Below are 23,780 nucleotides of genomic sequence, written 5' to 3'. Positions count from 1 at the left end.
CGCCGTCAACCCTCGAAAGGATTATGGACGAGGATCGTATCGTCGCGCTCCGGGCTGGTGGAGAGCACGGCGACGGTGGCGCCGATCAGCTCCTCGATGCGGCGGACATACTTGATCGCCTGCGCCGGGAGGTCGGCCCAGGAGCGGGCATTGGCGGTGGAGCCTTCCCAGCCTTCGATCGTCTCGTAGATCGGCTCGACGCGGGCCTGGTCGTTCTGGCCGGCCGGCAGGTGCTCGAGGATCTGGCCGTCGAGCTTGTAGCCGACGCAGACCTTGATCTCCTTGAAGCCGTCGAGGATGTCGAGCTTGGTCAGCGCGATGCCGTCGATGCCGGAGGTCTTGACCGTCTGGCGCACCAGGCAGGCGTCGAACCAGCCGCAGCGACGCTTGCGCCCGGTGACGACGCCGAATTCCTTGCCCTTGGTCCCGATCAGCTCGCCGACCTCGTCGAAGAGCTCGGTCGGGAAGGGACCCTCGCCGACGCGGGTGGTGTAGGCCTTGGCGATGCCCAGCACGTAGCCGACCGCGGAGGGGCCCATGCCCGAGCCGGTCGCCGCCTGGCCGGCGACGATGTTCGAGGAGGTGACGAAGGGATAGGTGCCGTGATCGACATCGAGCAGCGCGCCCTGCGCGCCCTCGAACAAGATGCGCTTGCCGGCGCGGCGCTCGGTATCGAGCAGCGCCCAGACCGAGGTGGCATAGGGCAGCACCTCGCCAGCGATCGTCTTGAGCTGGCCGAGCAACTCGCCGGCATCGACCTCGCCGATGCCGAGGCCGCGGCGCAGCGCGTTGTGATGGGCGAGCAGGCGCTCGATCTTGGCCTCGAGCAGGGCCTCGTCCTTGAGGTCGATGACGCGGATGGCGCGGCGGCCGACCTTGTCCTCATAGGCCGGGCCGATGCCGCGCTTGGTGGTGCCGATCTTCATGCCGGCATTCGAGGTCTCGCGGAAATGGTCGAGCTCGCGGTGCAGCGGCAGGATCAGCGTCGCGTTGTCGGCGATGCGCAGGTTGTCGGGGGTGATCGCGACGCCCTGGGCGCGCAGCTTGGCGATTTCCTCGACGAGATGCCAGGGATCGACGACGACGCCGTTGCCGATGACCGAGAGCTTGCCGGGGCGGACGATACCGGAGGGCAGCAGCGAGAGCTTGTAGACTACGCCGTCGATGACGAGCGTATGGCCGGCATTATGGCCGCCCTGGAACCTGACGACGACATCGGCCTGGCTGGAAAGCCAGTCGACGATCTTGCCCTTGCCCTCGTCGCCCCACTGGGCGCCGACCACCACAACATTCGCCATGAGCGAGGTGTCCCTGCTGTTACCGCGTTGCCTTCACGCAAGCGGCCCGCGCAAATGCAAAACCCCGGCGCAAGGCCGGGGTTTCGGGGCAGGTCCTTGCAAGCCCTCATGGGCCAACACGGCCCGCAGGTCAAGTTTTCCGGCGGCCTGGACACCAATTTGGCGGGATAAACTGCCGGAGCATGGCCGCCCTGCAGCATCTGCGCAGTGATGCTGCCACAATCGGGCGTAAGGGCTATGGGTCAGCAGGCGGCGATGGAGGGGCCACGCCGCGCGCCGACCCAAGGAGAGGGGATTTCACCGACCATGACGAAGCTCGACGCCTGGCTCGACCAGCACCATGCCGCCTTCACCGCGATCCGCCGCGACATCCATGAGCATCCCGAACTCGGCCTCGAAGAGGTGCGCACGGCCAAGCTCGTCGCGGACAAGCTGCGCGAATGGGGCGTCGAGGTCACCGAGAATGTCGGCAAGACCGGCGTCGTCGGGGTGATCCGCGGCAACAGGCCCGGCCGGGCCGTGGGCCTGCGCGCCGACATGGACTGCCTGGCGCTCGATGAGACGACGAACCTGCCCTATTCCTCGAAGAATCCGGGCCGGATGCATGCCTGCGGTCATGACGGGCACACCACGATGCTGCTCGCGGCCGGGCGCTACCTCGCCGAGAACCGGGATTTCGAGGGCACCGTCAACCTGATCTTCCAGCCGGCCGAGGAAGGCCGCGGCGGCGCCAATGCGATGCTGGCCGACAAGCTGTTCGAGCGTTTTCCCTGCGATGCGATCTACGGCCTGCACAACACGCCCGGCATGGCGCCCGGCACCTTCGGCACCACGGTCGGCCCGTTCCTGGCGGCGGCCGATAGCTGGAAGGTCACCTTCCACGGCGTCGGCGGCCATGGCGGCTCGCAGCCGCATCGCTCGACCGACATCACCTATGCCCAGGCGCATTTCGTGCTCGGCCTGCAGGGCATCATCGGCCGCAACGTCGCCCCGCTCGACACGGCGGTGATCAGCGTCGGCTATATCCATGGCGGCGACGTCAACGCCTCGAACGTCATTCCCTCCGAACTTGTCATCGGCGGCACGGCCCGCACCTACTCGCTTGAGGTGCGCGATCTCGTCGAGCGCCGTATCGGCGAGCTCGCGGCGGCCACCGCTCAGGCCTGGGGTTGCAAGGCCGAGGCCTATTATCATCGTGGCACCAGCCCGCTGGTGAACGAGGCCGAGCAGGTCCGGGTCGGCGTCGCGGCAGCGACGGCCGCGGTCGGCGCCGAGAAGGTCAACGGCCAGTTGCGGCCGGGCACGGGCGGCGAGGATTTCGCCGAGATGATGCTGGTGCGCCCTGGCGCTTTCATGCGCATCGGCAACGGCGTCAACCCGGACGGCTCCTTCGTCGGCCTGCATACGCCGCTCTACGACTTCAACGACGAGATCATCCCGGATGGCGTGCGCTACTGGGTCGGCGTCGTCGACCAGGAGCTCGGGCAGGCCAAGGCCGCCTGATCACGATCATCGCGGCCGGCCCTCCGGGGCCGGCTGCGATCACGCAGGACAGCCCGTCATTCCCGGTCGTTCCACACGGGGGCCGGCCCAGGCTTCGCCCCATCCGGATGGCACGCGCTGTTTCGGTCGGGGCAGTTGGCCTGGACGTTCGACCTATTTCGAAGAATTCTGCGATATGGAGCGGATCGGGAACATCGGCTGAGCTCACATTCCCGATGCCGCAGGAGAGGGGAAGACACCGATCATGACCAAGCTCGACGCCTGGCTCGGCCAGCATCACGCCGCCTTCACCGCGATCCGCCGCGATATCCATGCTCATCCTGAACTCGGGCTCGAAGAAGTCCGCACGGCCAAGCTCGTTGCCGACAAGCTGCGCGAGTGGGGGGTCGAGGTCACCGAGAATGTCGGCAAGACCGGCGTCGTCGGGGTGATCCGCGGCAACAGGCCCGGCCGTGCGGTGGGCCTGCGCGCCGACATGGACTGCCTTGCGCTCGATGAGACGACCAATCTGCCCTATTCCTCGAAGAATCCGGGCCGGATGCATGCCTGCGGCCATGACGGGCACACCACGATGCTGCTCGCCGCGGCGCGCTACCTCGCCGAGAACCGCGACTTCGCCGGCACCGTCAACCTGATCTTCCAGCCGGCCGAGGAAGGCCGCGGCGGCGCCAACGCCATGCTGGCCGACAAGCTGTTCGAGCGCTTCCCCTGCGACGCGATCTATGGGCTGCATAACGTGCCCGGCATGCCGGTTTCGAGTTTCGGCATCAATGTCGGCCCGTTCCTGGCGGCGGCCGATAGCTGGAAGGTCACCTTCCGCGGCGTCGGCGGCCATGGCGGCTCCCAGCCACATCTTTCGACCGACATCACCTATGCGCAGGCGCATTTCGTGCTTGGCCTGCAGGGCATCGTCGGCCGCAACGTGCCCCCGCTCGACACGGCGGTGATCAGCGTCGGCTATATCCATGGCGGCGACGTCAACGCCTCGAACGTGATTCCGTCCGAGCTCGTCATCGGCGGCACGGCCCGCACCTATTCGCTGGAAGTACGCGACATCGTCGAGCGCCGTATCGGTGAGCTTGCGGCGGCGACGGCGCAGGCCTGGGGCTGCAAGGCGGAAGCCTTCTACCGTCGTGGCACCAGCCCGCTGATCAACGCAGCCGAGCAGGTCCGCGTCGCCGTCGCTGCGGCGACGGCAGCGGTCGGCGCCGAGCGCGTCGAAGACCAGCTTGCGCCGAGCACGGGCGGCGAGGATTTCGCCGAGATGATGCTGCAGCGCCCTGGCGCTTTCATGTTCATCGGCAACGGCATCGATCCGGACGGCAGCTCTGCCGGACTGCATACGCCGCTCTACGACTTCAACGACGAGATCATCCCGGACGGGGTGCGCTACTGGGTCGGCGTCGTCGACCAAGAGCTCGGGCAAGCCAAGGCCGCCTGATCACCATCATCGCGGCCGGCCCTCCGGGGCCGGCTGCAATCATGCAGGGCAGCCCGTCATTCCCGGTGGTTGTATAGCCGGCGCAAGGGCGCTAGGCGGCGGGCTCCGTAGTGGAGGCGTGCCATGAAGACCCTGTCCATCTCGACCCTGACGATCTGCGGCATCGAGGAATTGCCCGGCAACAGCGCCCGCGAGGTGACGCATGTGCTCTCGGTGATCGATCCCGACCGCGCCGAGATCGACGCTTTCGGAACCTATGGCGAGCATCATCGCGTCACGCTGCGCTTCCACGACATCATCGACCCGAAGCCCGGGCAGGTCATGCCGACGCAAGATCATGTCGGCGAGATCCTGACTTTCGGCGAGGGCCTGCGCGGGACCGCGGCCGGTCGCGTGAAGGGCCATCTCCTCGTGCATTGCCACATGGGCATCTCGCGCTCGACGGCGGCGATGATGACCTTGATGGCGCAGGCCGATCCGGCCGAGGACGAGGACGCGCTGTTCGCGCGGCTGCGCGAGATCCGGCCGCAGGCCTGGCCGAATTCGGTGATGATCGGCTTTGCCGACGAGCAGCTCGGCCGCGGCGGCCGGCTGACGCAGGCGCTGCGGCGGCATTATGCCCATCAGCTCGAGATTCAGCCGAAATACCGGATCTGGATGAACGATCTCGGCCGCAAGCGCGAGATCGAGATGGGGATGGGGCTCTGAGCGAAGGCTTCCGCCTCACTTCCCCGGCAGCGGCTGCTCCTCGAAGGACAATTCGCGGTCGCCCGGCCATTTGATGCGGTAGGCGAGCTTGATCTCCTTCTCGGCACCGGGCGCGAGATCGAAGGTCCAGGCGGCGACGCCACGGCGATCGCCGGCCTGCTTCTCGGTCGGCGGCGTGGTCTGGGCGGCTATAGTCTCGACCGTGATCGCGCTGCTTTCCGAGAAGGGGATGCGCTCCAGCACCGTGATCTTGACCGGCTTGGCATGCAGGCTCTTCACCACCGTGCGGAATTCGCGCAGGTCGGTGCGGGTCTGGCCGAGCCAGCTCGGCTCGTTCTCGCGGCGCTTGACCGGCGCGAAGGAGACCTTGATCCGGTCGTCGGCGCCGAAGCCGAGCTCGACCTTGTCGCCGGGCGCGACGAGATTGAACTGTCCCATGCCGACATAGGTGCCGTCGCGATGCAGCGCGACGCGGCCGGCCAGCAGCGGCGCTTCCTCCTCGTGGACGAAGCCGGCTTCGAGATAGGCCTTCTGCTCAAGCTCGGGGACTGTGCGGGCGGCGAGCGTCGCCTCGGTCTTGCGCTGGGTCAGCGTCACCGTCTTCGAGCTGCCGTCCTGCGGGATCGTGGCGCGGCCCGGTACCTGGAAATTCGCCTGATAGGCGCCGGCCTCTATCGTCGCGACCTGAATTTCGGCGGGTTTCGGTGCGGCCGAGCGCTGGGGCTGCTTGGCGACGGCATCGGCCGCAGCTTCGGCCTCCGCCTTGGCGCGGGCGGCCATCGGCGCAGGGGCGAGGGCGCCGGCCCGCGCACGGCTTTCATAAATCACCGACGGCTCGAAGAAGGCGACCTGCATCGGCGTCAGTTCGGGTGCGCGGGTGCCCCCGGCCGAGCGCGTGGTCGAGAGGGTGAGTGCCACGTCATCCCAGGCTTCGCCGCTGCGCTGGCGGATTTCGGCGCGGCGCGTCAGGGCGATTTCCGGCTTCTCGCCGGTCGTGGTCAGTCGAGCCTCGTAGGTCGGCGTCCAGTTGGCGCCGGTGACGCGGTAGCTCACCGTGAATTCGGCCGCGACGGACTGCGGCGCCTCGACGGCGATGGCGATGTCGCGCTTCGGCGCGCCGGGGCGGCCGGCCTGCGGACGGGCGCGCTCCAGCGCGGCGATCTCGGCATCGACATCGGCCAGGCGGTTGCGGGTGCCGCGCAATTCGTCCTGGACCTTGACCAGCGCGGTGCCGATCGCCTCGAACACCGCCGGCCAGTCGCCGACGGGCAAGGCCTTGCCATCGGGGCCGAGCTTGTCGGGGCCGACCTGCGCGAAGCGCTCGATCGTGGCGCGCTTGGATTCGATCGCGCCGATCTGGCCGGAGAGCTTCTCCTTCTCGTCGCGCAGCGTCTTGAGCTTCTCCTCCAGAACCGTGTCGAGCACGGGCCTGGCGTCGCCCGGCGTGACACGGACATCGACGGCGCCGACCGAGAAGGTGCCGTCGCCCAGTCCTTGCGCCAAGCCCTTGCCCTCGACGCGGATCGAAGCGGGGTCGATCGTCGCCGGCAGGCCGCGCAGCACGATCTGCGAGACGCCCTGCAGGAGGTCCGCCTTGCCGAGCCGCGTCACCACCGCGCCGTCCGGAAAGACCGTGACGCGGTCGATCCGGCTCGACAATTCGGTCTCGGCGGCGCTGGCAAGGCCGGGCGCGAGAAACAGGGCGGCTGCAATATGGCTTCGCATCAAAATCTTCCCCTCCAGATCGCAATCACGTCGCCGTGATAGGCACTGCCGAATTCGGCGTGCCCAAGGCGGAATTGGGCCGGAATGCAGATAGGCGGGGCGGGCGCCGGAGGCGTCCTGCGTTTGCAGGAGCGACCCCGCCGTTCAATGGCCGGGATGCAGCGCGTCGTTCAGGTAGATGCAGGCGAGCACGGTGAAGACATAGGCCTGCAGCACCGCGACCATGAATTCGAAGGCGGTGAGCGCCACCGTCATCAGCAATGGCAGCGGCGCCAGCAGCGACGTACCGATACCGGCGGCAAGCAATGCCGCGACGAAGCTGCCGAAGACCTTGAGCGCGATATGGCCGCCGAGGAGGTTGGCGAAGAGGCGCAGGCTCAGCGAGATCGGCCGCGACAGGAAGGAGACGATTTCGATCAGAGTGATGAAGGGCAGGAGCCACTTCGGCACGTCGGACGGCACGAAGAGCTTGAGGAAGCCGAAGCCATGGCGCAGCACGCCGTAGCCGATGACCGTCGCCATCACCAGCATGGCGAGCGCGAAGGTCACGACGATATGGCTGGTGACGGTGAAGGCGCCGGGGATCATGCCGAACAGGTTGAGCACCAGCACGAACATGAAGAGCGAGAAGATCAGCGGCAGGAAGCGCATGCCCTCGCGGCCGGTGGCGTCGGTCAGCGTCTTCGCGACGAATTCGTAGAGCATTTCGGCCAGCGCCTGCGCGCGGCCGGGGACGATGGCGCGCGAGCGTGTTGCCAGGATCAGCCCGCCGGCGATCGCAGCGGTGGCGAGTACCATCATCAGGGCCGCGTTGGTGAAACCGAGATCGAGCCCGCCGAGGCGCAGCGGCACGAGGGTCTTGACGATGAACTGGTCGCTGGGATTGGCCAAGGCGAGGGCCTCCGCTCACGGGGTTGCGCGACGGCGCGGAGCATTCCGCGTCGTGGGGCCGTCCCCTATGAGGTTGCGAAGGCCGCGGGTCGTCCCGAGGCCCGGCCTGCCTAGAAGGCGCCGGCCGCTTTGGCAAGAGCGGCTATCAGCTCGCCGAGAGCTTCATCATGACGAGGCCGGAAACGATCAGCACTGCGGCTGCGATGCGCATCGGCGTCAGCGCCTCGCCGAGCACGGTGACGCCGACGATGAAGGCGCCGACCGCGCCGATGCCGGTCCAGATCGTGTAGGCCGTGCCGAGCGGCAGCGAGCGCATCGCCAGCGAGAGCAGGGCGAAGCTGCCGATCATCGTGACGATGGTGATCGCGGTCGGCATCGGGCGCGTGAAGCCGTCCGACTGCTTCATCGTGAAGGCCCAGACGATTTCGAGAATGCCGGCAGAAAACAGATAGAGCCACGCCATAGCGGGTCCCCCATGGTTTTGCCGGGTCGTCCCGGCACATGTCCCAGGTTGGGGGAGGTCGTGGCCTCGCGGGTGCTTAGGTAGCCACCGGAAATCGCGATGGCAAGGGTAGGGCCGGCTTGCAGCCGAACTCATCGTCTCAGCCCTCATCCTGAGGAGCCGCGTCAGCGGCGTCTCGAAGGATGTTTCAGGAGGCTCCGGAACCCTCTGGACCACCCTTCGAGACGGCCCTGCGGGCCTCCTCAGGATGAGGGCTGGTGTTGCCAGTCAGATATTCAGGAGGAGGGCCTGAGAGGCGTGCCGTCTAAGGCTCAGGCGCGTCCGCGCGTGCTCGCATGCGGCTTGACGCGATGTTCCATGAAATTGCGCAATTCGGTGACACGGCGCTCGGTGTCGAGTACCTCGCGGTCGAGGCCATGCGCCCAGGCGAGGTCCTGCCGGTCGGGCTCGGCATCGAGCGTCAGCATGTCGTCGAGCCAGGCCTGCGCCGAGGCTTCGTCCTTGCGGAAGCCTTCCTTGATGAGGAGCTGCGTCCGGGGGCGGAGGATCGCTGCGATCTGCTTCAGGGAGAATTCGGGGTGGTACTGCACGCCCCAGAAGGTGCCGCCATTATGCTTGATCTCGGCAGCCTGGACCTGGCTGTAGGCGTTGGAGGCGAGGATCGTCGTGCCATGCGCCGGCAGGGCGATCGTATCGAGATGGATCGCCGGGGCGTCGAAGGAGGCCGGGCGGCTGGCGAGCAGGGCGTGATTGCGGCCGGCCTCGGTCGGCGTGATCCTGCGGGCGAAGCCGGTTTCGCGGCCCTTCGGATTGGCGGTGACGGTGCCGCCCGCCGCGACGGAGCCGACCTGGATGCCCCAGCAAGAGCCGAAGCAGGGCGTGCCGCTGGCATAGATCGCTCGCATCAGCTCGATCTGGCGGGTCACCGGTGGGGCGGTGTCGTAGATGTGCAGGGCCGAGCCGGTCAGGAAGATGCCGTCATAGGATTCGAGGCCTTCGCCGTCGGGGAGGTTCGCGCCCTCGTCGGCTGGCAGGCAGATATCGGAGACGATGCCCGGCTCGAAGGCCGCGATCTCGGCGGCATAGGCCTCGCCATAGGCCATGCCATAGGATCGGCGCAGCCCTTCGCGGGTGTCGCGCATGTTGCCGTCGACGAAGAGCAGGCGGAGCGGGCGGGCGCTGGTTTCGATCATCTGGGGTGTTCCGCAGGGATGCGCAGGGCGACGGGCAGGTGTGCGCCCGATCTCATATGAGCCGGGTACACGCAAGGGTATTGCATGAGCCCTTTCTCGCAACAGGGCGGAAACGTGCACCCTACCCAGACCTGGCTGCAACGCGCCTGGGGCAATGCCTACCTGCTGATGGTGTTGACCACGCTGATGTGGGGCGGCAACGCCGTGGCGAGCCGGCTCGCCGTCGGCAACATATCGCCGATGATGCTGACCTCGCTGCGCTGGGTGGCGGTCTGCGCGATCATGCCCTGGCTGCTGCGCGAGCAGTTGCGCCAGCATTGGCCGGTGCTGCGGGCGCATTGGCGATTGATCGCCGTGCTCGGCACGCTCGGCTTCACCACCTTCAACACGCTGATGTATCTTGCGGCCTATTCGACCAGCGCGATCAATATCGGCATCTTGCAGGGCTCGATCCCGGTCTTCGTGCTGATGGGCGCCTTCCTGGTGTTCCGCACGAAGATCACCCCGATGCAGGCGATCGGCGTGGCGGTGACGCTGCTCGGCGTTGCGGTCACGGCGAGCCGGGGCGACATCCAGACACTGCTGGCCTTCCGCTTCGTGCCGGGTGACCTGCTCATGATCGTGGCCTGCGTGCTCTATGCCGGCTTCACCGTCGGCGTGCGCAAGCGGCCGGCCGTGCCGGGGCTCGTGTTCTTTACGGCGATGGCGAGCTTCGCCTGCCTGGCCTCGCTGCCATTGCTCGCGACCGAGATCGCGCTCGGCCGCTCCTATATCCCGACGCCCCAGGGCTGGCTGATCCTCGCCTTCACGGTCATCTTCCCGTCGATCGTCTCGCAGCTCTCCTTCATGCGGGCGATCGAGCTGATCGGACCTGGCCGCGCCGGCGTCTTCGTCAATCTCGTGCCGGTCTTCGCGCCGATCCTGGCCGTGCTGATCATCGGCGAGCCCTTCGGGCTCTATCATGCGCTGGCATTGGCGCTGGTGCTCGGCGGCATCTTCATCGCCGAGCGGCTGGGACGGTAGTCAGAGCGATTGGCAGCCGGCTTCGGCGGCAAGATTCATGCCGAGCCGCATCAGTACATCCTTGAGTTTGCGCTTGAGTTCGTCGTCGGCGATCTGCCTGGCGATGCTGTAGGCCAGCATGACGTGATCCGCGACACGAGAGATCGGGGTTGCCGATTCTGAACTGCGCTGCCTCGTGATGTCGAAGGCCATCCCGACATAATGTCCGGCGGAGCCCTCTTCCGTGCGGTGGCACTGGGCGAAAGCCGATATCTGCCGCTCGCCCGAGGGCGGGACGATGCGGTATTCGCAGTGGAAATCGACGGCCGTTTGAACACAACGCTCGATCTCTCGCGCTACGCCTTCACGGTCGTCCGGATGGATGCCGTCGACATAGGCGTCGCAGCGCGCCCCGCGCATCGCCTCCTGCGGATCGACATTGAAAAGCGAGGCCATGCGTGCGTCGGCGTAGAGCCGATCGTTCAGCACGTCCCAATACCACATGCCAACGATGGCATTGTCGTTGAGGCCGTCATCCGCGAACAAAGGGGGCGGTTGCGAGGTGCCCTCTTCGAAAACCGAGCTGCCCATGTGCTGTCCCCCAAAAGCCAGACTGGGAGACGGTAACCTCTCACGCAAGAGGAGATAAAGTATAAGCCCGCGGCGGCGCCTCAGTGCAGCGCGGAGACCGCGAGCCGCGCGACATCCGCCAGCGCTGCGGAGCGCTCGTCGGCGTCGGCGCGGGAGCCGGCGAGATAGGTCACGATGACGAAGCGCCGGCCGTCCGGCAGGGTCGCGATGCCGATATCGTTGGTGGCGTGGTTGATGCCGTCGGTGGTGAGGCCGAGCCCCGTGCGATGGGCGAAGCGCGTGCCCGCCGGCAGGCCGGCCTTGAGCCGGTCGGTGCCGACCTTCGATTCCGCGACGATCTTCTCGATGAAAGCAGTGTGGGCGGGATCGCGCAACCAGTTGCCCTTGGCGAAGGCCTCCAGGAACTGCGCGCTCGCTTCGGGCGTAGAGGCATCGCGCTTGTCCTTGAGCGCGTTCGACAGGGCGGCGATGCGCAGGCGCGGCCGCATCGCCTTGAGTTCGGCGCGGAACGCCTTCTCGTCGACGACCTGATCCCAGCCGAAGCCCTTGAGCCCGTAGATTTCCGGCTGGAACAGGCGCTCGTAGCGATCGACCGATAGGCCGGCGATGCCGCCATCGCGCAACATCTTGGTCACGACCTGCGGGCCGCCGATCTCGCGCATCAGCAGGTCGGCGGCGGTGTTGTCGCTCTCGCCGGCCGCGAGCCGGATCAGTTCGCGCAGCGGATAGTCGTTGCGCTCGCCCTTGAAGCCCTTCGCCAGCGGGCTGTGGAAGAGCGAGAAATCCTTGCGGATGACGGTGATCGGCTGGTCGAGCCTGAACTTCCCGGCCTCGACCTGCTGCAGCACCGCGACCGCCAGCGGCAGCTTGAAGACGCTCTGCATCGGGAAGGTCTCGGAGCCGCGATGCGACCAGAGCTTGCGGTCGCGCAGGTCCAGCAGCGCGACGCCGAGCCGGCCTTTGGAGGCCTGCTCGATTCCCTTGATCGCCTCGTCGAGCTTGTCGCGATCCCAATCGGCGAGGGCCGGGACGGCCGTCAGGCAGACGAGGGCAACGGCGGCGAGGCGGGCAAGGGCAGGCATGGGCGGTCCTCTGCGATGGAGCGATCACAGGGCCGTGATATTGCGGCAAGGTTGCGGCGGCGCTCAGACGGGCTCGCCACTCTCCGCATCGCAGAGCGACAATTCGACCGGGCAGCCCTCGATCCCGAAGCATTCCGGCAGGAGCCGGGTCAATCGCTCGTGCAGGGCCTCCAGCGTCTCGGCCTCGGTGACGATGCCGAGCTCGCCGGTATCCATGGCGTACCAGAGGCCCGCCGCCTCATCGCGGCGGACCTCGAAATGAACAGGCTCCGCCGCGCCGGTGGAGGCGGCAACGAGAGCCTTCAGCGAACCGAGCAAGATCAGAACCGCAGGCGCCGGGCGCGCTTGACCATCGGGATCGCGTGGATCTTGTCGAGCAACTCGTCCGAGATCGGCTCGTCGACGGCGACATAGCAGATCGCGTCGCCGCCGGGCTTGTCGCGGCCGAGCGCGAAGGTCGCGACATTGACGCCGGCGCCGCCCAAGAGCGAGCCGAACTGGCCGATGAAGCCCGGCTTGTCGGCATTGCGCACGTAGAGCATGTGCGGCGCGAATTCGGCATCGATGGCGATGTCGCGGACCTCGACGATGCGCGGCTTGCCGTCATGGAAGACGGTGCCCGAAGCGTGGCGCGGCATGTCCTCGGCGTCGACGACGATGCGGATGACGCTTTCGAGATTGCCGGCGACCTCGCGGGTCAGTTCCTCGACGACGATGCCCTTCTCCTTCGCCACCATGGCCGAATTGACCATGTTGATCTCGGGCAGGAAGGGGCGCAGCACGCCGGTGATCGCGGCAGCCGAGATCGCCTTGAGGTTCAGGCCCGCGACCGCGCCCTCGTACTCGATGCGGATGCCCTTGACCGGCGCTTCGGTGAGCTGGCCGAGGAAGGAGCCGAGCTTTTCGGCGAGATCGACGAAGGGCTTCACGCGCGGCGCTTCTTCCGCCGTGATCGAGGGGAAGTTGACCGCGTTGGTGATCGCGCCCTTGAGCAGGTAGTCGCTCATCTGCTCGGCGACCTGCAGCGCGACATTCTCCTGCGCCTCGTTGGTGGAGGCGCCGAGATGCGGCGTGCAGACCACGTTTTCCAATCCGAACAGAGGGTTCGATTCCGCCGGCTCGACCGAGAACACGTCGAAGGCGGCGCCCGCGACATGGCCGGAATTGATGAGATCGGCCAGCGCCTGCTCGTCGACGAGGCCGCCGCGGGCGCAGTTGATGATGCGCACGCCTTTCTTCGTCTTCGCCAGGTTTTCGGCCGAGAGGATGTTCTTCGTCTTCTCGGTCATCGGCACGTGCAGCGTGATGAAGTCGGCACGCTTCAGCAGGTCTTCGAGCTCGACCTTCTCGACGCCGAGCGCCACCGCGCGTTCCGGCGAAAGATAGGGGTCATAGGCGATGACGCGCATCTTCAGGCCGATGGCGCGCTCGGCGACGATCGAGCCAATATTGCCGGCGCCGATCAGGCCAAGCGTCTTGGCCGTGATCTCGACGCCCATGAAGCGATTCTTTTCCCACTTGCCGGCCTGGGTCGAGATATCGGCAGAAGGGATTTGGCGGGCGAGCGCGAACATCATGGCGATGGCGTGCTCGGCGGTGGTGATCGAGTTGCCGAAGGGCGTGTTCATCACGATCACGCCGCGCGCGGTCGCGGCGGGGATCTCGACATTGTCGACGCCGATGCCGGCGCGGCCGATGACCTTCAGGTTCGTCGCCTGCTCCAGCAGCTTGGCGGTCGCCTTGGTGGCCGAGCGGATGGCGAGGCCGTCATAGTCGCCGATGATCGCGGCGAGCTTGTCCTTGTCCTTGCCGAGGTTGGGATCGAAGGTCACGTCGATGCCACGGTCCTTGAAGATCTGGACGGCGGCGGGGGAGAGGGCGTCGGAAATCAGGACCTTTGGTGCGGGCATGGGAGGCTCCGGCTGGCGCCGCGCTGCACGGGGAGCGGTCTGGCGCTGAGAAGGGGGAGGGCACCCCGCCTGTCATTCCGGGGCGGCGAAGCCGAACCCGGAACCCACGACGGGGTGCTACGCTTTTTGCTCTGGAAGACGCGGTAGAAAGGGCTCGCCCGGTCGTGGGTTCCGGGTTCGCGGGCAAAGCCCGCGCCCCGGAATGACAGGGCTTAGCGCCTCACGCCGCCTTCTTGCCGAGCGAGGCCTTGGCCTCGGCGAAGGCATAGGCGATCCAGGGCATGAGCGCCTTGAGGTCGCGCGACTGGACGGTCGCGCCGCACCAGATGCGCAGGCCGGGAGGGGCGTCGCGGTAATGGCCGAGATCGTAGCCAGCGCCGGCCTTCTCGATGATCGACACCACCTGCTTGGCGAAGGCCGCCTGCGCGTCCGCCGGCAGGGCGGTGACGGCCGGGTCGGTGAACTTCAGGCAGACGCTCGTGTTGGAGCGCGTCTTCGGCTTCACGGCCAGGAAGTCGATCCAGTCGTTCTCGCGCACGAACTTGGCGATGACGCGGGCATTGCCGTCGGCGCGCTTCACCAGGCCGTCGAGCCCGCCCACTTTCTGCGCCCATTCCAGCGCGTCGATATAGTCCTCGACCGCGAGCATGGAGGGGGTGTTGATGGTCTCGCCGGTGAAGATGCCCTCGATCAGCTTGCCGCCCGAGGTCATGCGGAAGATCTTCGGCAGCGGCCAGGCCGGCTTGTAGCTTTCGAGCCGGGCGACGGCGCGGGGCGAGAGCACGATCATGCCATGCGCGGCCTCGCCGCCGAGCACCTTCTGCCAGGAGAAGGTGACGACATCGAGTTTTGGCCAGTCGAGGCGCTGGGCGAAGGCGGCGGAGGTGGCGTCGCAGATGGTCAGCCCCTCGCGGTCATCCGCGATCCAGCTGGCGTCGACGACGCGCACGCCGGAGGTGGTGCCGTTCCAGGTGAAGACGACGTCGCGGTTCTTGGTGTCGACCTTTTTGAGGTTCGGCAATTCGCCATAGGGCGCGTCGAACGTGCGGACATCGGCGAGCTTGAGCTGCTTGACGACATCGGTGACCCAGCCGGCGCCAAAGCTCTCCCAGCTGACCATGTCGACGCCGCGGGCGCCCAACAAGGACCAGAGCGCCATCTCGACGGCGCCGGTATCGGAGGCCGGCACGATGCCGATGCGGTAATCGGCGGGGACCTGAAGCACCTCGCGCGTCAGGTCGATCGCGCGCTTGAGCTTGTCCTTGCCGATCTTGGCGCGATGCGAGCGGCCGAGCGGGGCGTCGGAGAGGTTCTTGAGGGCCCAGCCGGGGCGCTTGGCGCAGGGGCCGGACGAGAAATTAGGCACGCGCGGACGCGTGTTCGGAACGGTATTCGCCATCGATGTCTCCATCCTTACAGATGGGCGCGCCCCGTTGGGGGGGCGTGTCCCGTCGATGGGGGTAGGATGGGAGGGCGGTGGGAGTCAAGCGGGGAGTATCTGCCCTTCAAATTATCAAAGTGGTCCAAGGATTTGCAAAAAATGAGCTTTAATGTGTTGATGTTGAAAGTTAAATTCTTAGTTCTGCTACGGTGAGGGTATTCATGGCACCCGAGGGGGAACTCGATCAATCTGAAACTTGGGGGTTCGATGGAGATGATTTGGAGGTGCGAGTTGCTCGCGCGATGTATGGCGCCGCCATCGAACGAGTAAGGCAGCATGCGTCTGAAATTGATCTCAGACGTGATTACGTCGAAAAGGTCCTTACAACGGCGATAGCCGAGTCGGACCGTTCCGCGGCAATCCTAATATTTGCTCTCGTTGAAGATTTAATGCTTGATGCATTTAAAAGATATCTTTCTGCTTCATGCATAAAAGGCGGTTGGAGCGAGGTGATCGGTGGTAATGGATTGCTTGCTACTGCCAATGATCGGATCACATTGGCGTGTTTGTTGGGTTGGATACGGCCAGCTGTCTATGCCGATCTTCGCATCCTCAAATCGATTAGAAATCGATTTGCCCATCACGCGCAGATAGAAGGTTTCTCTGACGGTTCGGTTCAAAGCTGGATTTCAGCATTGAATATTACGGAAGAGCCTGCTGTGGATTCGTTTAGAGCCAGCGGATTTTGTATTTCTGAGTCGTTTTCTTTGCGTGAAAAGTATCTGATGAGGGCGTCGTTGGTGGCTACCGAGCTTCTGACCGATTTGGCAATAGCTCCGCACGCTCGCCAGACGATGGTGTCTCCGGGGCATGTCGGCGGCCCTTGGGAGAATGTTCCTGATAATATTAAAGATATACGACGAATAGCTGCTAGGATTATCGGGGATATAATCCAGAAGAAATTGCCGTAGTGGGATCGGAACAGAGCCTGTGAGTAGGATTGCGCCCACTCCAAGATACTTCGGGGCACTACCGCAACCAAGTAATGCGCGGGGAACCCCTCTCCCATCCGGGAGAAGGGTTCCCGCGCCTTTTTTTGGGGTGGTTGAGGTAAGTTGGCGACGAGAGATGAGCAGGCGCACCCTATTCTCCAATCGCCTTTCGAATAGCGGCGATGACTGAGTCCCTGTCCTCCAAGACTTCGGCATTGCTGAAGCGGGTGACCTTGAAACCGTGCCGCTCGATTTCCTCCGTCTGGGCGGCATCATAATCTGCTTCCCAGCGATGTTGGCAGCCGTCGATCTCGACGATCAGCTTTCGGTAAATGCAGATGAAATCGATGGTGTAGCCGAGCAGGGGAACCTATCGGCGGAACTTCAGCCCGTCGAGTTGGCGATTACGCAGGAGCGACCAGAGGATGTTCTCCGGTTTGGTGGAGCGCCCTCGAAGGTGTCGAGCAAACTGCCGCTGTTTGGTTGTCATTTGGGCAGATGTTGAACGCGCTCGCCCTCGCGATCAACGGCGGGCCCTCACCCCTGCCCCTCTCCCATCCGGGAGAGGGGTTCCCTGCGCCTAGCCGTCGCCGTCGTGAATCTTATCCCCGCCCTCCCACCTTGCTCCTATCCTCATCCCACCTCGTCCCCGAGGGGCAGCCATCCGGAGGTATGCCGTTGGCGGGGCGGGGGCGGCGCCTGCGGGTGGGGTTACGACCCACTCCCGGGAGGCTTCGGGGCACCGCCCTGGGGGTACTACGGCCCCTGTGCGAGGAGCTCGCTGGAAGGCATGGCGGCACCGCCTCTGCGGGGCCAGGACGCGACAAGGCCGGCATCGGACCGAAAAGCGGCTCAAGCCCGTTTCGGGATCATCCGCTGCACGAGACAAAGGAGATCGCGCAAGCGTCTCTGCCGAACTGGCGTCGAGGCCCGCAGCTCAGCGAAACGCCCTGCCGTATAAGCGCGGCCCGGAGACTTAAGAACGCCGGCAACGCAGCCAAGTGTTCGCAGGCTGCGTAAACTTGCCTGCTTGGCGCCACGGGGCGTGCGGAAGGTGGCTCAATCCATCCGCGCCGCATCCTGGCTCAATGGAAGCGGCTTAGATCACCCGCGCCTCGCGGCGCTCCGCTGCCCCTCATGCAAATCCGCCGCGCGATCCGCGCGGGCGGTATGTCGGTATGCGCGACAATGCGGGGAAGCGTCCTCAATCCCCCGTCATCGTCATTTCGGCGTCGATCGCCTTCATCCGCGGATTGGCGGTGCAGAAGGCCTTGATCTTGTTCGCGACGGGGGCTGCGTATTCGCTTTTGCGGTGGGCGCCGGATTTCAGCCAGTCGGCGCAGCTCAGCTCCCGGTCGGTGATGCGGGCGCCGGCGGGCGCGGCGAGGAGGAGGCCGGCGACAGCGGCAAGCAAGGCGAGGCGGGGCATGGTCTGGTCCTGAACGGGCGGCCGCATCACAGGCCAGCCTCGGGCGCCGCTCCTGCTAGTGCATCGGACCGGAAAGGGGAATCCACTTTTTCGGGAGAATTCGATCGGGCAGGCAGGGATCGGCATTTCGTGATAGGCAGCGGCTCGATCCGAAACAGGTGAAGAGACCATGGCCAAGAAGACCCCCGAACAGCTCGCCCAGGAATTCGAGGGCCGCAAGGCCAAGGGGCTGGCCAAGGGCGGGGCGGCGTTCTGGCCCAACATCATCGCCAATGCTGTGCTGAAGCTCACCCAGCAGCGGGCCGCGATCACGCCGGACACGCTGATCGAGATGATCGAGCGCGAGGCGCCGACGCTGGAGATCACGGTCCGGTCCGGCGCGGCGGAGGCCGTCGCGCGCCTGAAGCAGGCCATCGCCAAGGGTTCGTGAGGTTCAGCCCGGCTCGCCGGCGATGACGCCCTTGCGCAGCAGGAAGCAGCCATAGGGTCGGGGATCGCCGACCTGCACCACGGCAAAAGCCCGTCGCGCCTGATCGTAGAAGGCGAAGCGCTCGATGCCGGCGAGCGGCGTGGCACGGCCCAGCGCCTTGTCGACCTCGAACTGGACCGCGCGCTGGACCTCGGGGATCGCGGCGGCATCGCCGACCACTTCCATGCGCCTGAGCGGCTCAGGCTCGAAATCGTCGATCGGCAGCACCGAGAGGATGGCGCGGGCGGCGCGCTGCATCGTCAGGCCGGGAAGGCGGATCAGCCGGCCGCTGGTGGTCGAGCTGGCGATGGTCTCGGCCGGGTGGTTGGCATCGACCAGCGCGAGATCGTCGCCATGGCCCATCGCGGCGAGCACCCAGAGCAGGTCGGCGGAGAGGACGGGATCGACGTTCTTCAGCATGACGGGCGGCGGCCCCTTTTCGTCAGGTAGATGCGGGCGGCGTTGCCGCCGAAGATCGCGGCGCGCTCAGGCCCGGTGAGCGTCGCGGTGAGGCGCTCAGTGGCGGCGAGCCACTGATCGTAGCTGGCGGCGAGCGTCGCGACCGGCCAGTCGCTGCCCCAGAGCAGGCGCTCAGGCCCGAAACAGGCGACGAGCTGGGCGACGGCCGGCGCCAAGGTCGCCTCGCGCCAACCGGGGCCGGCTTCGGTGACGAGGCCGGAGAGCTTGCAGGTGGTGTTCGGCCGCGCGGCCAGAGCCGCGATGCCGCCGCGCCAGGCGGAGAGGTCGGCGCCGGTCAGGTCCGGCTTGGCGCCATGGTCGATGACGACGGGCAGTTCCGTCTCGCGCTCCAGCAGCTTGAGGAGGGCGGGGATCTGCGGCGGCTTCACCAGCGCGTCGAAGACGAGGCCGTGCTCCTTCAGCGCTGCGAAGGCGGGGGCGAGGTTTGGGCGCGCGAGCCAGTCGGGATCGGGGATGTCCTGCGCCATGGGGCGCAGGCCCACGAGCAGCGGATCTGCGGCCAGCGCGGCGATGCGGGCGGGGGCGTCGGGCGCCTCGAAATCGGTCCAGCCGACGACGCCGGCGACGAAGGGCGTGGCGGCGGCGAGCGCGAGAAGATGATGCGTCTCGGCCTCGGTCGGCGCGGCCTGGACGAGGATGGTCGCGGCGATGTCGTGCTCCGCGAGATGCGGGGCGAGATCGGCGGGCTCGAAATCGCGATGGATCGGTTTCAGCGCGGGCGTCAGCCAGCCGTAGTCGCCGCGGGCGAGCCGCCAGAAATGCTGGTGGGAATCGATGCGGGGCGGGCTCGTCACGGGGCGACTCTCGCAAGAGATTCGACGGCAGGGATGACTGGTGTGGCGCACTATGTGCATGCCAACATGTTAGCTTGCAACCGGGTCGAAAGGAGAATAGCGTCCAGCCCGATCACGGATGCGGGAGGCGGTCGTCGCCTCATGGTCCGCGCGACATCAAAGGCCCGAAACGGGCCGTGTTCAAGTCCTGGGGAGGACGCCGATGACCGATAGCATTCTCAAGCCGACCCGTCGTGTCCTGCTGGCCGGCGGCGTCGCCGCGATCGCCTCGCCCTTCGTGCTGCGCAAGGCGCAGGCGCAGGGCGCGTTCGACTGGAAGAAATTCTCCGGCCAGTCGATCGACGTGCTGCTGGTGAAGAACCCGCGCTCCGACCTGATGCAGGCGGCGGAGAAGGAGTTCACCGAGCTCACCGGCATCAAGGTCTCGGCCGAGCAGGTGCCGGAGCAGCAGCAGCGCCAGAAGGCGGTGATCGAATTCGCCTCGGGCAAGCCGAGCTTCGACGTCAGCGGCATTTCGCTGCATGTGCAGAAGCGCATGGCGGCCAAGGGCAAGTGGTTCGAGAACCTCGACCCCTACATCAAGAACCCGTCGCTGACCGCGCCTGATTTCGATTTCGCCGATTTCGGCGCCGGCCCGGTCGCCTATGCGCGGCAGGCCGACGGAGCGCTCGATACGATCCCGTTCTTCGTCGATTACTGGATGGTCTACTACAACAAGGAGCTCTTCGACGCGAAGGGCGTGGCCTATCCCAAGACGATGGACGAGATGTTCACCGTCGCGCAGAAGCTGCACGACCCTGCGAAGGGCGTCGCCGGCTTCGTCTCTCGCGGCCTGAAGAACGCGAACGTTCCGGTCTGGACCTCGCTGATGCTCGGGCAGGGCATGGAGACGACCTCTACGGACGGCAAGCTGCAGACCGATACGCCGGAAGCGATCTGGGCGGCCGATCTCTACCGCAAGCTCAACAAGGAAACGGGGCCGGTCGGCCAGGTCGGCTTCAACTGGAACGAGTGCCAGACCACCTTCATGCAGGGGCGGGCCGCGATGTGGCTGGACGGCATCGGCTTCGCCACCCCGCTGGAGGACCCGACCAAGTCGCGCATCGTCGGCAAGGTCGGCTATGGCGTGACGCCGCCGGGGCCGAAGGCGCATCATGCCGGCATGTTCGCCGACGGCATGGGCATCTCGCGCGGCTCCTCCAAGAAGGAGGCGGCCTGGCTCTACCTGCAGTTCATGACCAACAAGAAGAACCAGATCGCCATGCTCAAGGCCGGCGCGGGCGCGCCCGGCCGCTCCTCGGCCTATCTCGACACCGAGACGATCGCGCAGTCGAAGTTCGGCAAGCAGTATTTCGACTGCCTGCTGGCTTCGGCCAAGGTCGCGCGGGCCGGGTTGCCGCAGATCGTGCCGGTGACCGAGTTCCGCGACGTGTTCGGCGTGGCGCTGACCAATGCGATCGGCGGGGCCGATGTCGCAGCCGAACTGAAGAAGGCGACCGAGACCTTCGCGCCGGTGCTCGCCAAGAGCGAGCAGGGCTGATCCGGCTCGGCGCGGGCGGGGCGTCATGGCCGGACCTGACCCGGCCATCCACGTCTTCCTCGGTGGAACTGCGTATTCAAGACGGGAATGCCCGCCACAAGGGCGAGCATGACGAGTGGTTTCCAGTGAAGCAGAACGCATGACCAGCACGTCCCTGCCAGCCAGCATGACCAGTCCGACGCAAACAAGCGCCGCTGCGGCTTCGGCCGATTTTACGCCGCGCTACTGGCTGTTCTCGCTGCCTGCGGTGCTTGTCATCGGCGCCGTGATCGTCTTCCCCTGGCTGTTCACGCTCTACATGTCCGGGCAGGACTGGAAGATCGGCGGGGGGGTGGAGTTCGTCGGCCTCGGTAATTTCGCTGAACTGATGAAGGACCAGCGCTTCATCGAGTCGATGGGGCATACGTTCTATTTCACGGTGCTGGCGGTGGTGCTGCCGATCGTGTTCGGCACAGCAGCGGCGCTGGTCTTCCATCGCGAATTCCCGATGCGGGGCCTGCTTCGCACGATCTTCGTCATGCCGATGATGGCGACGCCGGTCGCGGTCGCTCTGGTCTGGACGATGATGTTCCACCCGCAACTCGGCGTACTGAACTACCTGCTCTCGCTCGTCGGCATCGGGCCATCCGGCTGGGTCTACGAACCCTCGACGGTGATCCCGACGCTGGTCCTGGTCGAGGTCTGGCACTGGACGCCGCTGGTCATGCTGATCGTGCTCGGCGGATTGGCCGGGCTTCCGCGAGAACCTTACGAGTCCGCGCTGATCGACGGCGCCAGTGACTGGCACATGTTCCGGCACATCACGCTGCCGCTGGTCTGGCCGTTCATCATGGTGGCGATCGTGATCCGCACCATCGATGCGCTGAAGGCCTTCGACACGATCTTCGTCATAACGCAGGGCGGGCCGGGCACGGCGTCGGAGACGCTGAACATCTTCCTCTACCTGCAGGCCTTCCAGTTCTACAAGATCGGCTACGCCTCGGCCGTCGTGGTGATCTTCTTCGTCATCATCATCATGCTCTCGCTGCTGCTGCTCTATGCGCGGCAGAAGTCGAAGTGGAACGCGTGATGAACCGCACGCTCAAGAAAGTCGGCTTCTGGGCCTCGGTCTTCGTGCTGGTCTCGCCGGCGGTTCTGGTCTTCCTCTGGATGATCTCGCTGTCGCTGAAGAACGAGCTCGACAACACGGCCTTCCCGCCGGTCTTCATCCCGAATCCGCCGACGCTGAAGAACTATGTCGATGTCTTCGCGCAGAACAACTTCGGGCTCTATCTCTGGAACTCGATCCTGGTCACGGGCGGGGCTGTGCTGCTTGGGCTGCTGGTCGGCGTGCCGGCCGGCTACGGCATCGCGCGCGGCAAGGCGCATAAATTCGCGGTGCTGATCCTGGTCGCGCGGATGACGCCGGCCCTGTCCTACCTGATCCCGCTCTTCCTGTTGTTTCAAATCACAGGATTGGTGGGCTCCATTACGGCGCTGGTCATCACACATCTGGTCATCACGATCCCGATCATCGTCTGGATCATGATCGGGTATTTCGAGAATGTTCCCATGGAGCTCGAAGACGCATCGCGCATCGACGGCGCCACGACCTGGCAGGCCTTCCGCCATGTCGCGCTGCCGCTGGCCAAGCCCGGCATCGTTGTCGGCGGCATCCTCGCCTTCATCTTCTCCTGGAACAATTTCATCTTCTCGGTGGTGCTCGGCGGCAAGGCGAGCCGGACGCTGCCCTCGGCCGTCTACAACTCCCTTACCTTCGAGCAGATTTCGTGGGGGCCGCTGGCGGCGGCGGCCCTTCTGGTGACGCTGCCCGTGCTCCTCGTCACCGTCATCGCCCAGCGCCAGATCGTCGCCGGCCTCTCCGCCGGAGGCCTCAAGGACGGCTAGCCAATGCGCGAGGGGCCGCTTGCGGGCCGCTCTGTCTTCATACTAACATGTCAGTCAACGTTCAGACCCGAAAGCTCATCCCATGGCCTCCGACAAAACCCGCTTCGGCCTCTCCTGCGCGATCACCACCCCGATGCGGGAGGGCGGCAGCGTCGACCTGCCGCGCCTCGTCCATCACGCGCGCCATGTGCTGGCGGAAGGCTGTGATTCCGTCACGCTGTTCGGTACGACCGGCGAGGGCGCGGCGCTGGGTCTCCCGGCACGGACAGCGATGATGGGGGCGCTGATCGGGGCGGGCGTCGATCCCGCGACGCAGATCTATGCGGGCGTCGCCGCAGCCTCGATGCACGAGGCGGTGGAGCAGGCGCGCATCGCGCTTGATGCCGGAGCAAAGGGGTTGCTGGTCGCACCGCCCTTCTACTTCAAGGGCGTCAGCGACGAGGGGCTCTATGTCTGGTTCTCGCAATTCTTCGAGAAGCTCGGCGCCGCCGCCCGCAACGTGGTCGTCTACCACATTCCCTCGGTTACGGCCGTGAGCATCAGCGTCGAGCTCGTACAGCGGCTCAAGACCGCGTTCCCCGGCCTCGTCATCGGCGTCAAGGATTCCTCGGGCAGCTATGCCAATACCGAGGCGCTGCTGAAGGCGCATGGCGAACTCGCCATCCTTGTCGGCGACGAGCGCCAGCTTGCCAAGGCGGTGCGCAACGGCGCGCAGGGCACGATCTGCGGCCTCGCCAATCTGGTACCGGGCCTGCTGCGTCCGATGGTCTACGAGGGCAAGGACAGCCCGGTGGTGAACGCTCTCGTCGACGAGATCTGCTCGCATCCGGTGCTGGCGGCGGTGAAGGCACTGGTCGGCCATATCCATGGCGATGACGGCTATGGCGCGATGCGTCCGCCGCTGGAGGCGCTGGACGCCGCTACCCGCAAGCGGCTCTTCGCCGCCTTCGATTCGATCAAGCAGGCGAAGGCTGCCTGAGAGGGATGCCGGAAGGAGGGAT

At 66.0% G+C, this 23,780-nt stretch carries 23 protein-coding genes and 1 pseudogene; 10 read left to right on the top strand and 14 right to left on the bottom strand.

What is annotated here, in order from left to right:
• Positions 1-5: 5 nt before the first annotated feature.
• Positions 6-1,298: an adenylosuccinate synthase gene (locus tag Q9235_RS03430; RefSeq protein ID WP_306225389.1), complete on the bottom strand. Its 1,293-nt coding sequence runs from the start codon at positions 1,296-1,298 to the stop codon at positions 6-8.
• Positions 1,299-1,604: 306 nt separating this feature from the next.
• Here Q9235_RS03430 and Q9235_RS03425 point away from each other — a divergent pair, with 306 nt between their 5' ends.
• From Q9235_RS03425 to Q9235_RS03415, 3 genes are all read left to right on the top strand, one after another.
• Positions 1,605-2,801 carry a M20 aminoacylase family protein gene (locus tag Q9235_RS03425; RefSeq protein ID WP_306225388.1) on the top strand — a complete coding sequence of 399 codons (1,197 nt, stop codon included), beginning with the start codon at positions 1,605-1,607 and terminating at the stop codon, positions 2,799-2,801.
• A 244-nt stretch (positions 2,802-3,045) separates the two neighbouring features.
• On the top strand, positions 3,046-4,242 hold the full coding sequence (locus Q9235_RS03420) for a M20 aminoacylase family protein (RefSeq protein WP_306225387.1): 1,197 nt from the start codon (positions 3,046-3,048) through the stop codon (positions 4,240-4,242).
• A gap of 123 nt (positions 4,243-4,365) precedes the next feature.
• A complete protein-coding gene (locus Q9235_RS03415; RefSeq protein WP_306225386.1) occupies positions 4,366-4,950 on the top strand; it encodes a tyrosine phosphatase family protein in 585 nt (194 codons plus the stop codon).
• Between the two features lie 15 nt (positions 4,951-4,965).
• Here Q9235_RS03415 and Q9235_RS03410 read toward each other — a convergent pair whose 3' ends face one another.
• From Q9235_RS03410 to Q9235_RS03395, 4 genes are all read right to left on the bottom strand, one after another.
• Positions 4,966-6,675, bottom strand: a complete 1,710-nt coding sequence (locus tag Q9235_RS03410) for a mucoidy inhibitor MuiA family protein (protein WP_306225385.1) — start codon at positions 6,673-6,675, stop codon at positions 4,966-4,968.
• 144 nt (positions 6,676-6,819) lie between these two features.
• Positions 6,820-7,566: a F0F1 ATP synthase subunit A gene (locus Q9235_RS03405; RefSeq protein ID WP_306225384.1), complete on the bottom strand. Its 747-nt coding sequence runs from the start codon at positions 7,564-7,566 to the stop codon at positions 6,820-6,822.
• Positions 7,567-7,711: 145 nt separating this feature from the next.
• Positions 7,712-8,029: a DMT family transporter gene (locus Q9235_RS03400; protein ID WP_306225383.1), complete on the bottom strand. Its 318-nt coding sequence runs from the start codon at positions 8,027-8,029 to the stop codon at positions 7,712-7,714.
• A gap of 311 nt (positions 8,030-8,340) precedes the next feature.
• The gene (locus tag Q9235_RS03395; RefSeq protein WP_306225382.1) at positions 8,341-9,222 is read right to left on the bottom strand and encodes a type 1 glutamine amidotransferase; all 882 of its coding nucleotides are present in this window, start codon (positions 9,220-9,222) and stop codon (positions 8,341-8,343) included.
• 84 nt (positions 9,223-9,306) lie between these two features.
• Here Q9235_RS03395 and Q9235_RS03390 point away from each other — a divergent pair, with 84 nt between their 5' ends.
• On the top strand, positions 9,307-10,245 hold the full coding sequence (locus Q9235_RS03390; protein ID WP_306225381.1) for a DMT family transporter: 939 nt from the start codon (positions 9,307-9,309) through the stop codon (positions 10,243-10,245).
• Here the strand turns inward: Q9235_RS03390 and Q9235_RS03385 are convergent, their stop codons facing one another.
• The 5 genes from Q9235_RS03385 to Q9235_RS03365 all read right to left on the bottom strand — a co-directional run bounded on the left by Q9235_RS03385 (position 10,246) and on the right by Q9235_RS03365 (position 15,206).
• Entirely contained in the window at positions 10,246-10,815 is a 570-nt protein-coding gene (locus Q9235_RS03385; RefSeq protein ID WP_306225380.1) for a PAS domain-containing protein, read from the bottom strand.
• Positions 10,816-10,895: 80 nt separating this feature from the next.
• Positions 10,896-11,897, bottom strand: coding sequence for a class A beta-lactamase (gene bla / locus Q9235_RS03380; RefSeq protein WP_306225379.1), 1,002 nt, complete (start codon positions 11,895-11,897; stop codon positions 10,896-10,898).
• A 63-nt stretch (positions 11,898-11,960) separates the two neighbouring features.
• The gene (locus tag Q9235_RS03375) at positions 11,961-12,215 is read right to left on the bottom strand and encodes a DUF1902 domain-containing protein (RefSeq protein ID WP_306225378.1); all 255 of its coding nucleotides are present in this window, start codon (positions 12,213-12,215) and stop codon (positions 11,961-11,963) included.
• Between the two features lie 2 nt (positions 12,216-12,217).
• Positions 12,218-13,807, bottom strand: a complete 1,590-nt coding sequence (gene serA / locus Q9235_RS03370) for a phosphoglycerate dehydrogenase (RefSeq protein WP_306225377.1) — start codon at positions 13,805-13,807, stop codon at positions 12,218-12,220.
• A gap of 220 nt (positions 13,808-14,027) precedes the next feature.
• On the bottom strand, positions 14,028-15,206 hold the full coding sequence (locus Q9235_RS03365; protein WP_306225376.1) for a phosphoserine transaminase: 1,179 nt from the start codon (positions 15,204-15,206) through the stop codon (positions 14,028-14,030).
• A 203-nt stretch (positions 15,207-15,409) separates the two neighbouring features.
• On the opposite strand from Q9235_RS03365, the gene Q9235_RS03360 reads away from it, so the two are divergent.
• On the top strand, positions 15,410-16,159 hold the full coding sequence (locus Q9235_RS03360) for a hypothetical protein (RefSeq protein ID WP_306225375.1): 750 nt from the start codon (positions 15,410-15,412) through the stop codon (positions 16,157-16,159).
• A gap of 172 nt (positions 16,160-16,331) precedes the next feature.
• On the opposite strand, the pseudogene Q9235_RS26820 reads toward Q9235_RS03360, so the two are convergent.
• A pseudogene (locus Q9235_RS26820) lies at positions 16,332-16,670 on the bottom strand (endonuclease domain-containing protein).
• Positions 16,671-17,384: 714 nt separating this feature from the next.
• Positions 17,385-17,609 carry a hypothetical protein gene (locus Q9235_RS03350; protein WP_306225373.1) on the bottom strand — a complete coding sequence of 75 codons (225 nt, stop codon included), beginning with the start codon at positions 17,607-17,609 and terminating at the stop codon, positions 17,385-17,387.
• 169 nt (positions 17,610-17,778) lie between these two features.
• Between Q9235_RS03350 and Q9235_RS03345 the strand changes: the two genes are divergently transcribed.
• Entirely contained in the window at positions 17,779-18,039 is a 261-nt protein-coding gene (locus tag Q9235_RS03345) for a hypothetical protein (RefSeq protein ID WP_306225372.1), read from the top strand.
• Between the two features lie 3 nt (positions 18,040-18,042).
• Here Q9235_RS03345 and Q9235_RS03340 read toward each other — a convergent pair whose 3' ends face one another.
• Positions 18,043-18,498: an RbsD/FucU family protein gene (locus Q9235_RS03340; protein WP_306225371.1), complete on the bottom strand. Its 456-nt coding sequence runs from the start codon at positions 18,496-18,498 to the stop codon at positions 18,043-18,045.
• The gene (locus Q9235_RS03335; protein ID WP_306225370.1) at positions 18,492-19,352 is read right to left on the bottom strand and encodes an amidohydrolase family protein; all 861 of its coding nucleotides are present in this window, start codon (positions 19,350-19,352) and stop codon (positions 18,492-18,494) included. The genes Q9235_RS03340 and Q9235_RS03335 overlap by 7 nt, the downstream gene beginning before the upstream one ends.
• Positions 19,353-19,554: 202 nt before the next feature.
• On the opposite strand from Q9235_RS03335, the gene Q9235_RS03330 reads away from it, so the two are divergent.
• The 4 genes from Q9235_RS03330 to Q9235_RS03315 all read left to right on the top strand — a co-directional run bounded on the left by Q9235_RS03330 (position 19,555) and on the right by Q9235_RS03315 (position 23,758).
• Complete coding sequence (locus Q9235_RS03330) at positions 19,555-20,892, top strand: ABC transporter substrate-binding protein (protein ID WP_306225369.1); 1,338 nt, start codon at positions 19,555-19,557, stop codon at positions 20,890-20,892.
• 139 nt (positions 20,893-21,031) lie between these two features.
• Positions 21,032-21,961, top strand: a complete 930-nt coding sequence (locus Q9235_RS03325; RefSeq protein ID WP_422678261.1) for a carbohydrate ABC transporter permease — start codon at positions 21,032-21,034, stop codon at positions 21,959-21,961.
• Positions 21,961-22,779 carry a carbohydrate ABC transporter permease gene (locus Q9235_RS03320; RefSeq protein WP_306225368.1) on the top strand — a complete coding sequence of 273 codons (819 nt, stop codon included), beginning with the start codon at positions 21,961-21,963 and terminating at the stop codon, positions 22,777-22,779. The genes Q9235_RS03325 and Q9235_RS03320 overlap by 1 nt, the downstream gene beginning before the upstream one ends.
• A gap of 82 nt (positions 22,780-22,861) precedes the next feature.
• Complete coding sequence (locus Q9235_RS03315) at positions 22,862-23,758, top strand: dihydrodipicolinate synthase family protein (protein ID WP_306225367.1); 897 nt, start codon at positions 22,862-22,864, stop codon at positions 23,756-23,758.
• The last annotated feature ends 22 nt before the right edge of the window (positions 23,759-23,780 follow it).

The sequence above is a fragment of the Bosea beijingensis genome (assembly GCF_030758975.1).
Taxonomy (GTDB): domain Bacteria; phylum Pseudomonadota; class Alphaproteobacteria; order Rhizobiales; family Beijerinckiaceae; genus Allobosea; species Allobosea beijingensis.
Note: the sequence above shows the minus strand (reverse complement) of the source record. Positions and strands in the feature narration are given on the sequence as shown.

What these genes read in the sequence shown, in the direction of transcription:
- Q9235_RS03430 (WP_306225389.1), bottom strand. Translation starts at nt 1,298, where the DNA reads ATGGCGAATGTTGTGGTGGTCGGCGCCCAGTGGGGCGACGAGGGCAAG.
- Q9235_RS03425 (WP_306225388.1), top strand. Translation starts at nt 1,605, where the DNA reads ATGACGAAGCTCGACGCCTGGCTCGACCAGCACCATGCCGCCTTCACC.
- Q9235_RS03420 (WP_306225387.1), top strand. Translation starts at nt 3,046, where the DNA reads ATGACCAAGCTCGACGCCTGGCTCGGCCAGCATCACGCCGCCTTCACC.
- Q9235_RS03415 (WP_306225386.1), top strand. Translation starts at nt 4,366, where the DNA reads ATGAAGACCCTGTCCATCTCGACCCTGACGATCTGCGGCATCGAGGAA.
- Q9235_RS03410 (WP_306225385.1), bottom strand. Translation starts at nt 6,675, where the DNA reads ATGCGAAGCCATATTGCAGCCGCCCTGTTTCTCGCGCCCGGCCTTGCC.
- Q9235_RS03400 (WP_306225383.1), bottom strand. Translation starts at nt 8,029, where the DNA reads ATGGCGTGGCTCTATCTGTTTTCTGCCGGCATTCTCGAAATCGTCTGG.
- Q9235_RS03395 (WP_306225382.1), bottom strand. Translation starts at nt 9,222, where the DNA reads ATGATCGAAACCAGCGCCCGCCCGCTCCGCCTGCTCTTCGTCGACGGC.
- Q9235_RS03390 (WP_306225381.1), top strand. Translation starts at nt 9,307, where the DNA reads ATGAGCCCTTTCTCGCAACAGGGCGGAAACGTGCACCCTACCCAGACC.
- Q9235_RS03385 (WP_306225380.1), bottom strand. Translation starts at nt 10,815, where the DNA reads ATGGGCAGCTCGGTTTTCGAAGAGGGCACCTCGCAACCGCCCCCTTTG.
- bla (WP_306225379.1), bottom strand. Translation starts at nt 11,897, where the DNA reads ATGCCTGCCCTTGCCCGCCTCGCCGCCGTTGCCCTCGTCTGCCTGACG.
- serA (WP_306225377.1), bottom strand. Translation starts at nt 13,807, where the DNA reads ATGCCCGCACCAAAGGTCCTGATTTCCGACGCCCTCTCCCCCGCCGCC.
- Q9235_RS03365 (WP_306225376.1), bottom strand. Translation starts at nt 15,206, where the DNA reads ATGGCGAATACCGTTCCGAACACGCGTCCGCGCGTGCCTAATTTCTCG.
- Q9235_RS03360 (WP_306225375.1), top strand. Translation starts at nt 15,410, where the DNA reads ATGGCACCCGAGGGGGAACTCGATCAATCTGAAACTTGGGGGTTCGAT.
- Q9235_RS03350 (WP_306225373.1), bottom strand. Translation starts at nt 17,609, where the DNA reads ATGCCCCGCCTCGCCTTGCTTGCCGCTGTCGCCGGCCTCCTCCTCGCC.
- Q9235_RS03345 (WP_306225372.1), top strand. Translation starts at nt 17,779, where the DNA reads ATGGCCAAGAAGACCCCCGAACAGCTCGCCCAGGAATTCGAGGGCCGC.
- Q9235_RS03340 (WP_306225371.1), bottom strand. Translation starts at nt 18,498, where the DNA reads ATGCTGAAGAACGTCGATCCCGTCCTCTCCGCCGACCTGCTCTGGGTG.
- Q9235_RS03330 (WP_306225369.1), top strand. Translation starts at nt 19,555, where the DNA reads ATGACCGATAGCATTCTCAAGCCGACCCGTCGTGTCCTGCTGGCCGGC.
- Q9235_RS03325 (WP_422678261.1), top strand. Translation starts at nt 21,032, where the DNA reads ATGACCAGCACGTCCCTGCCAGCCAGCATGACCAGTCCGACGCAAACA.
- Q9235_RS03320 (WP_306225368.1), top strand. Translation starts at nt 21,961, where the DNA reads ATGAACCGCACGCTCAAGAAAGTCGGCTTCTGGGCCTCGGTCTTCGTG.
- Q9235_RS03315 (WP_306225367.1), top strand. Translation starts at nt 22,862, where the DNA reads ATGGCCTCCGACAAAACCCGCTTCGGCCTCTCCTGCGCGATCACCACC.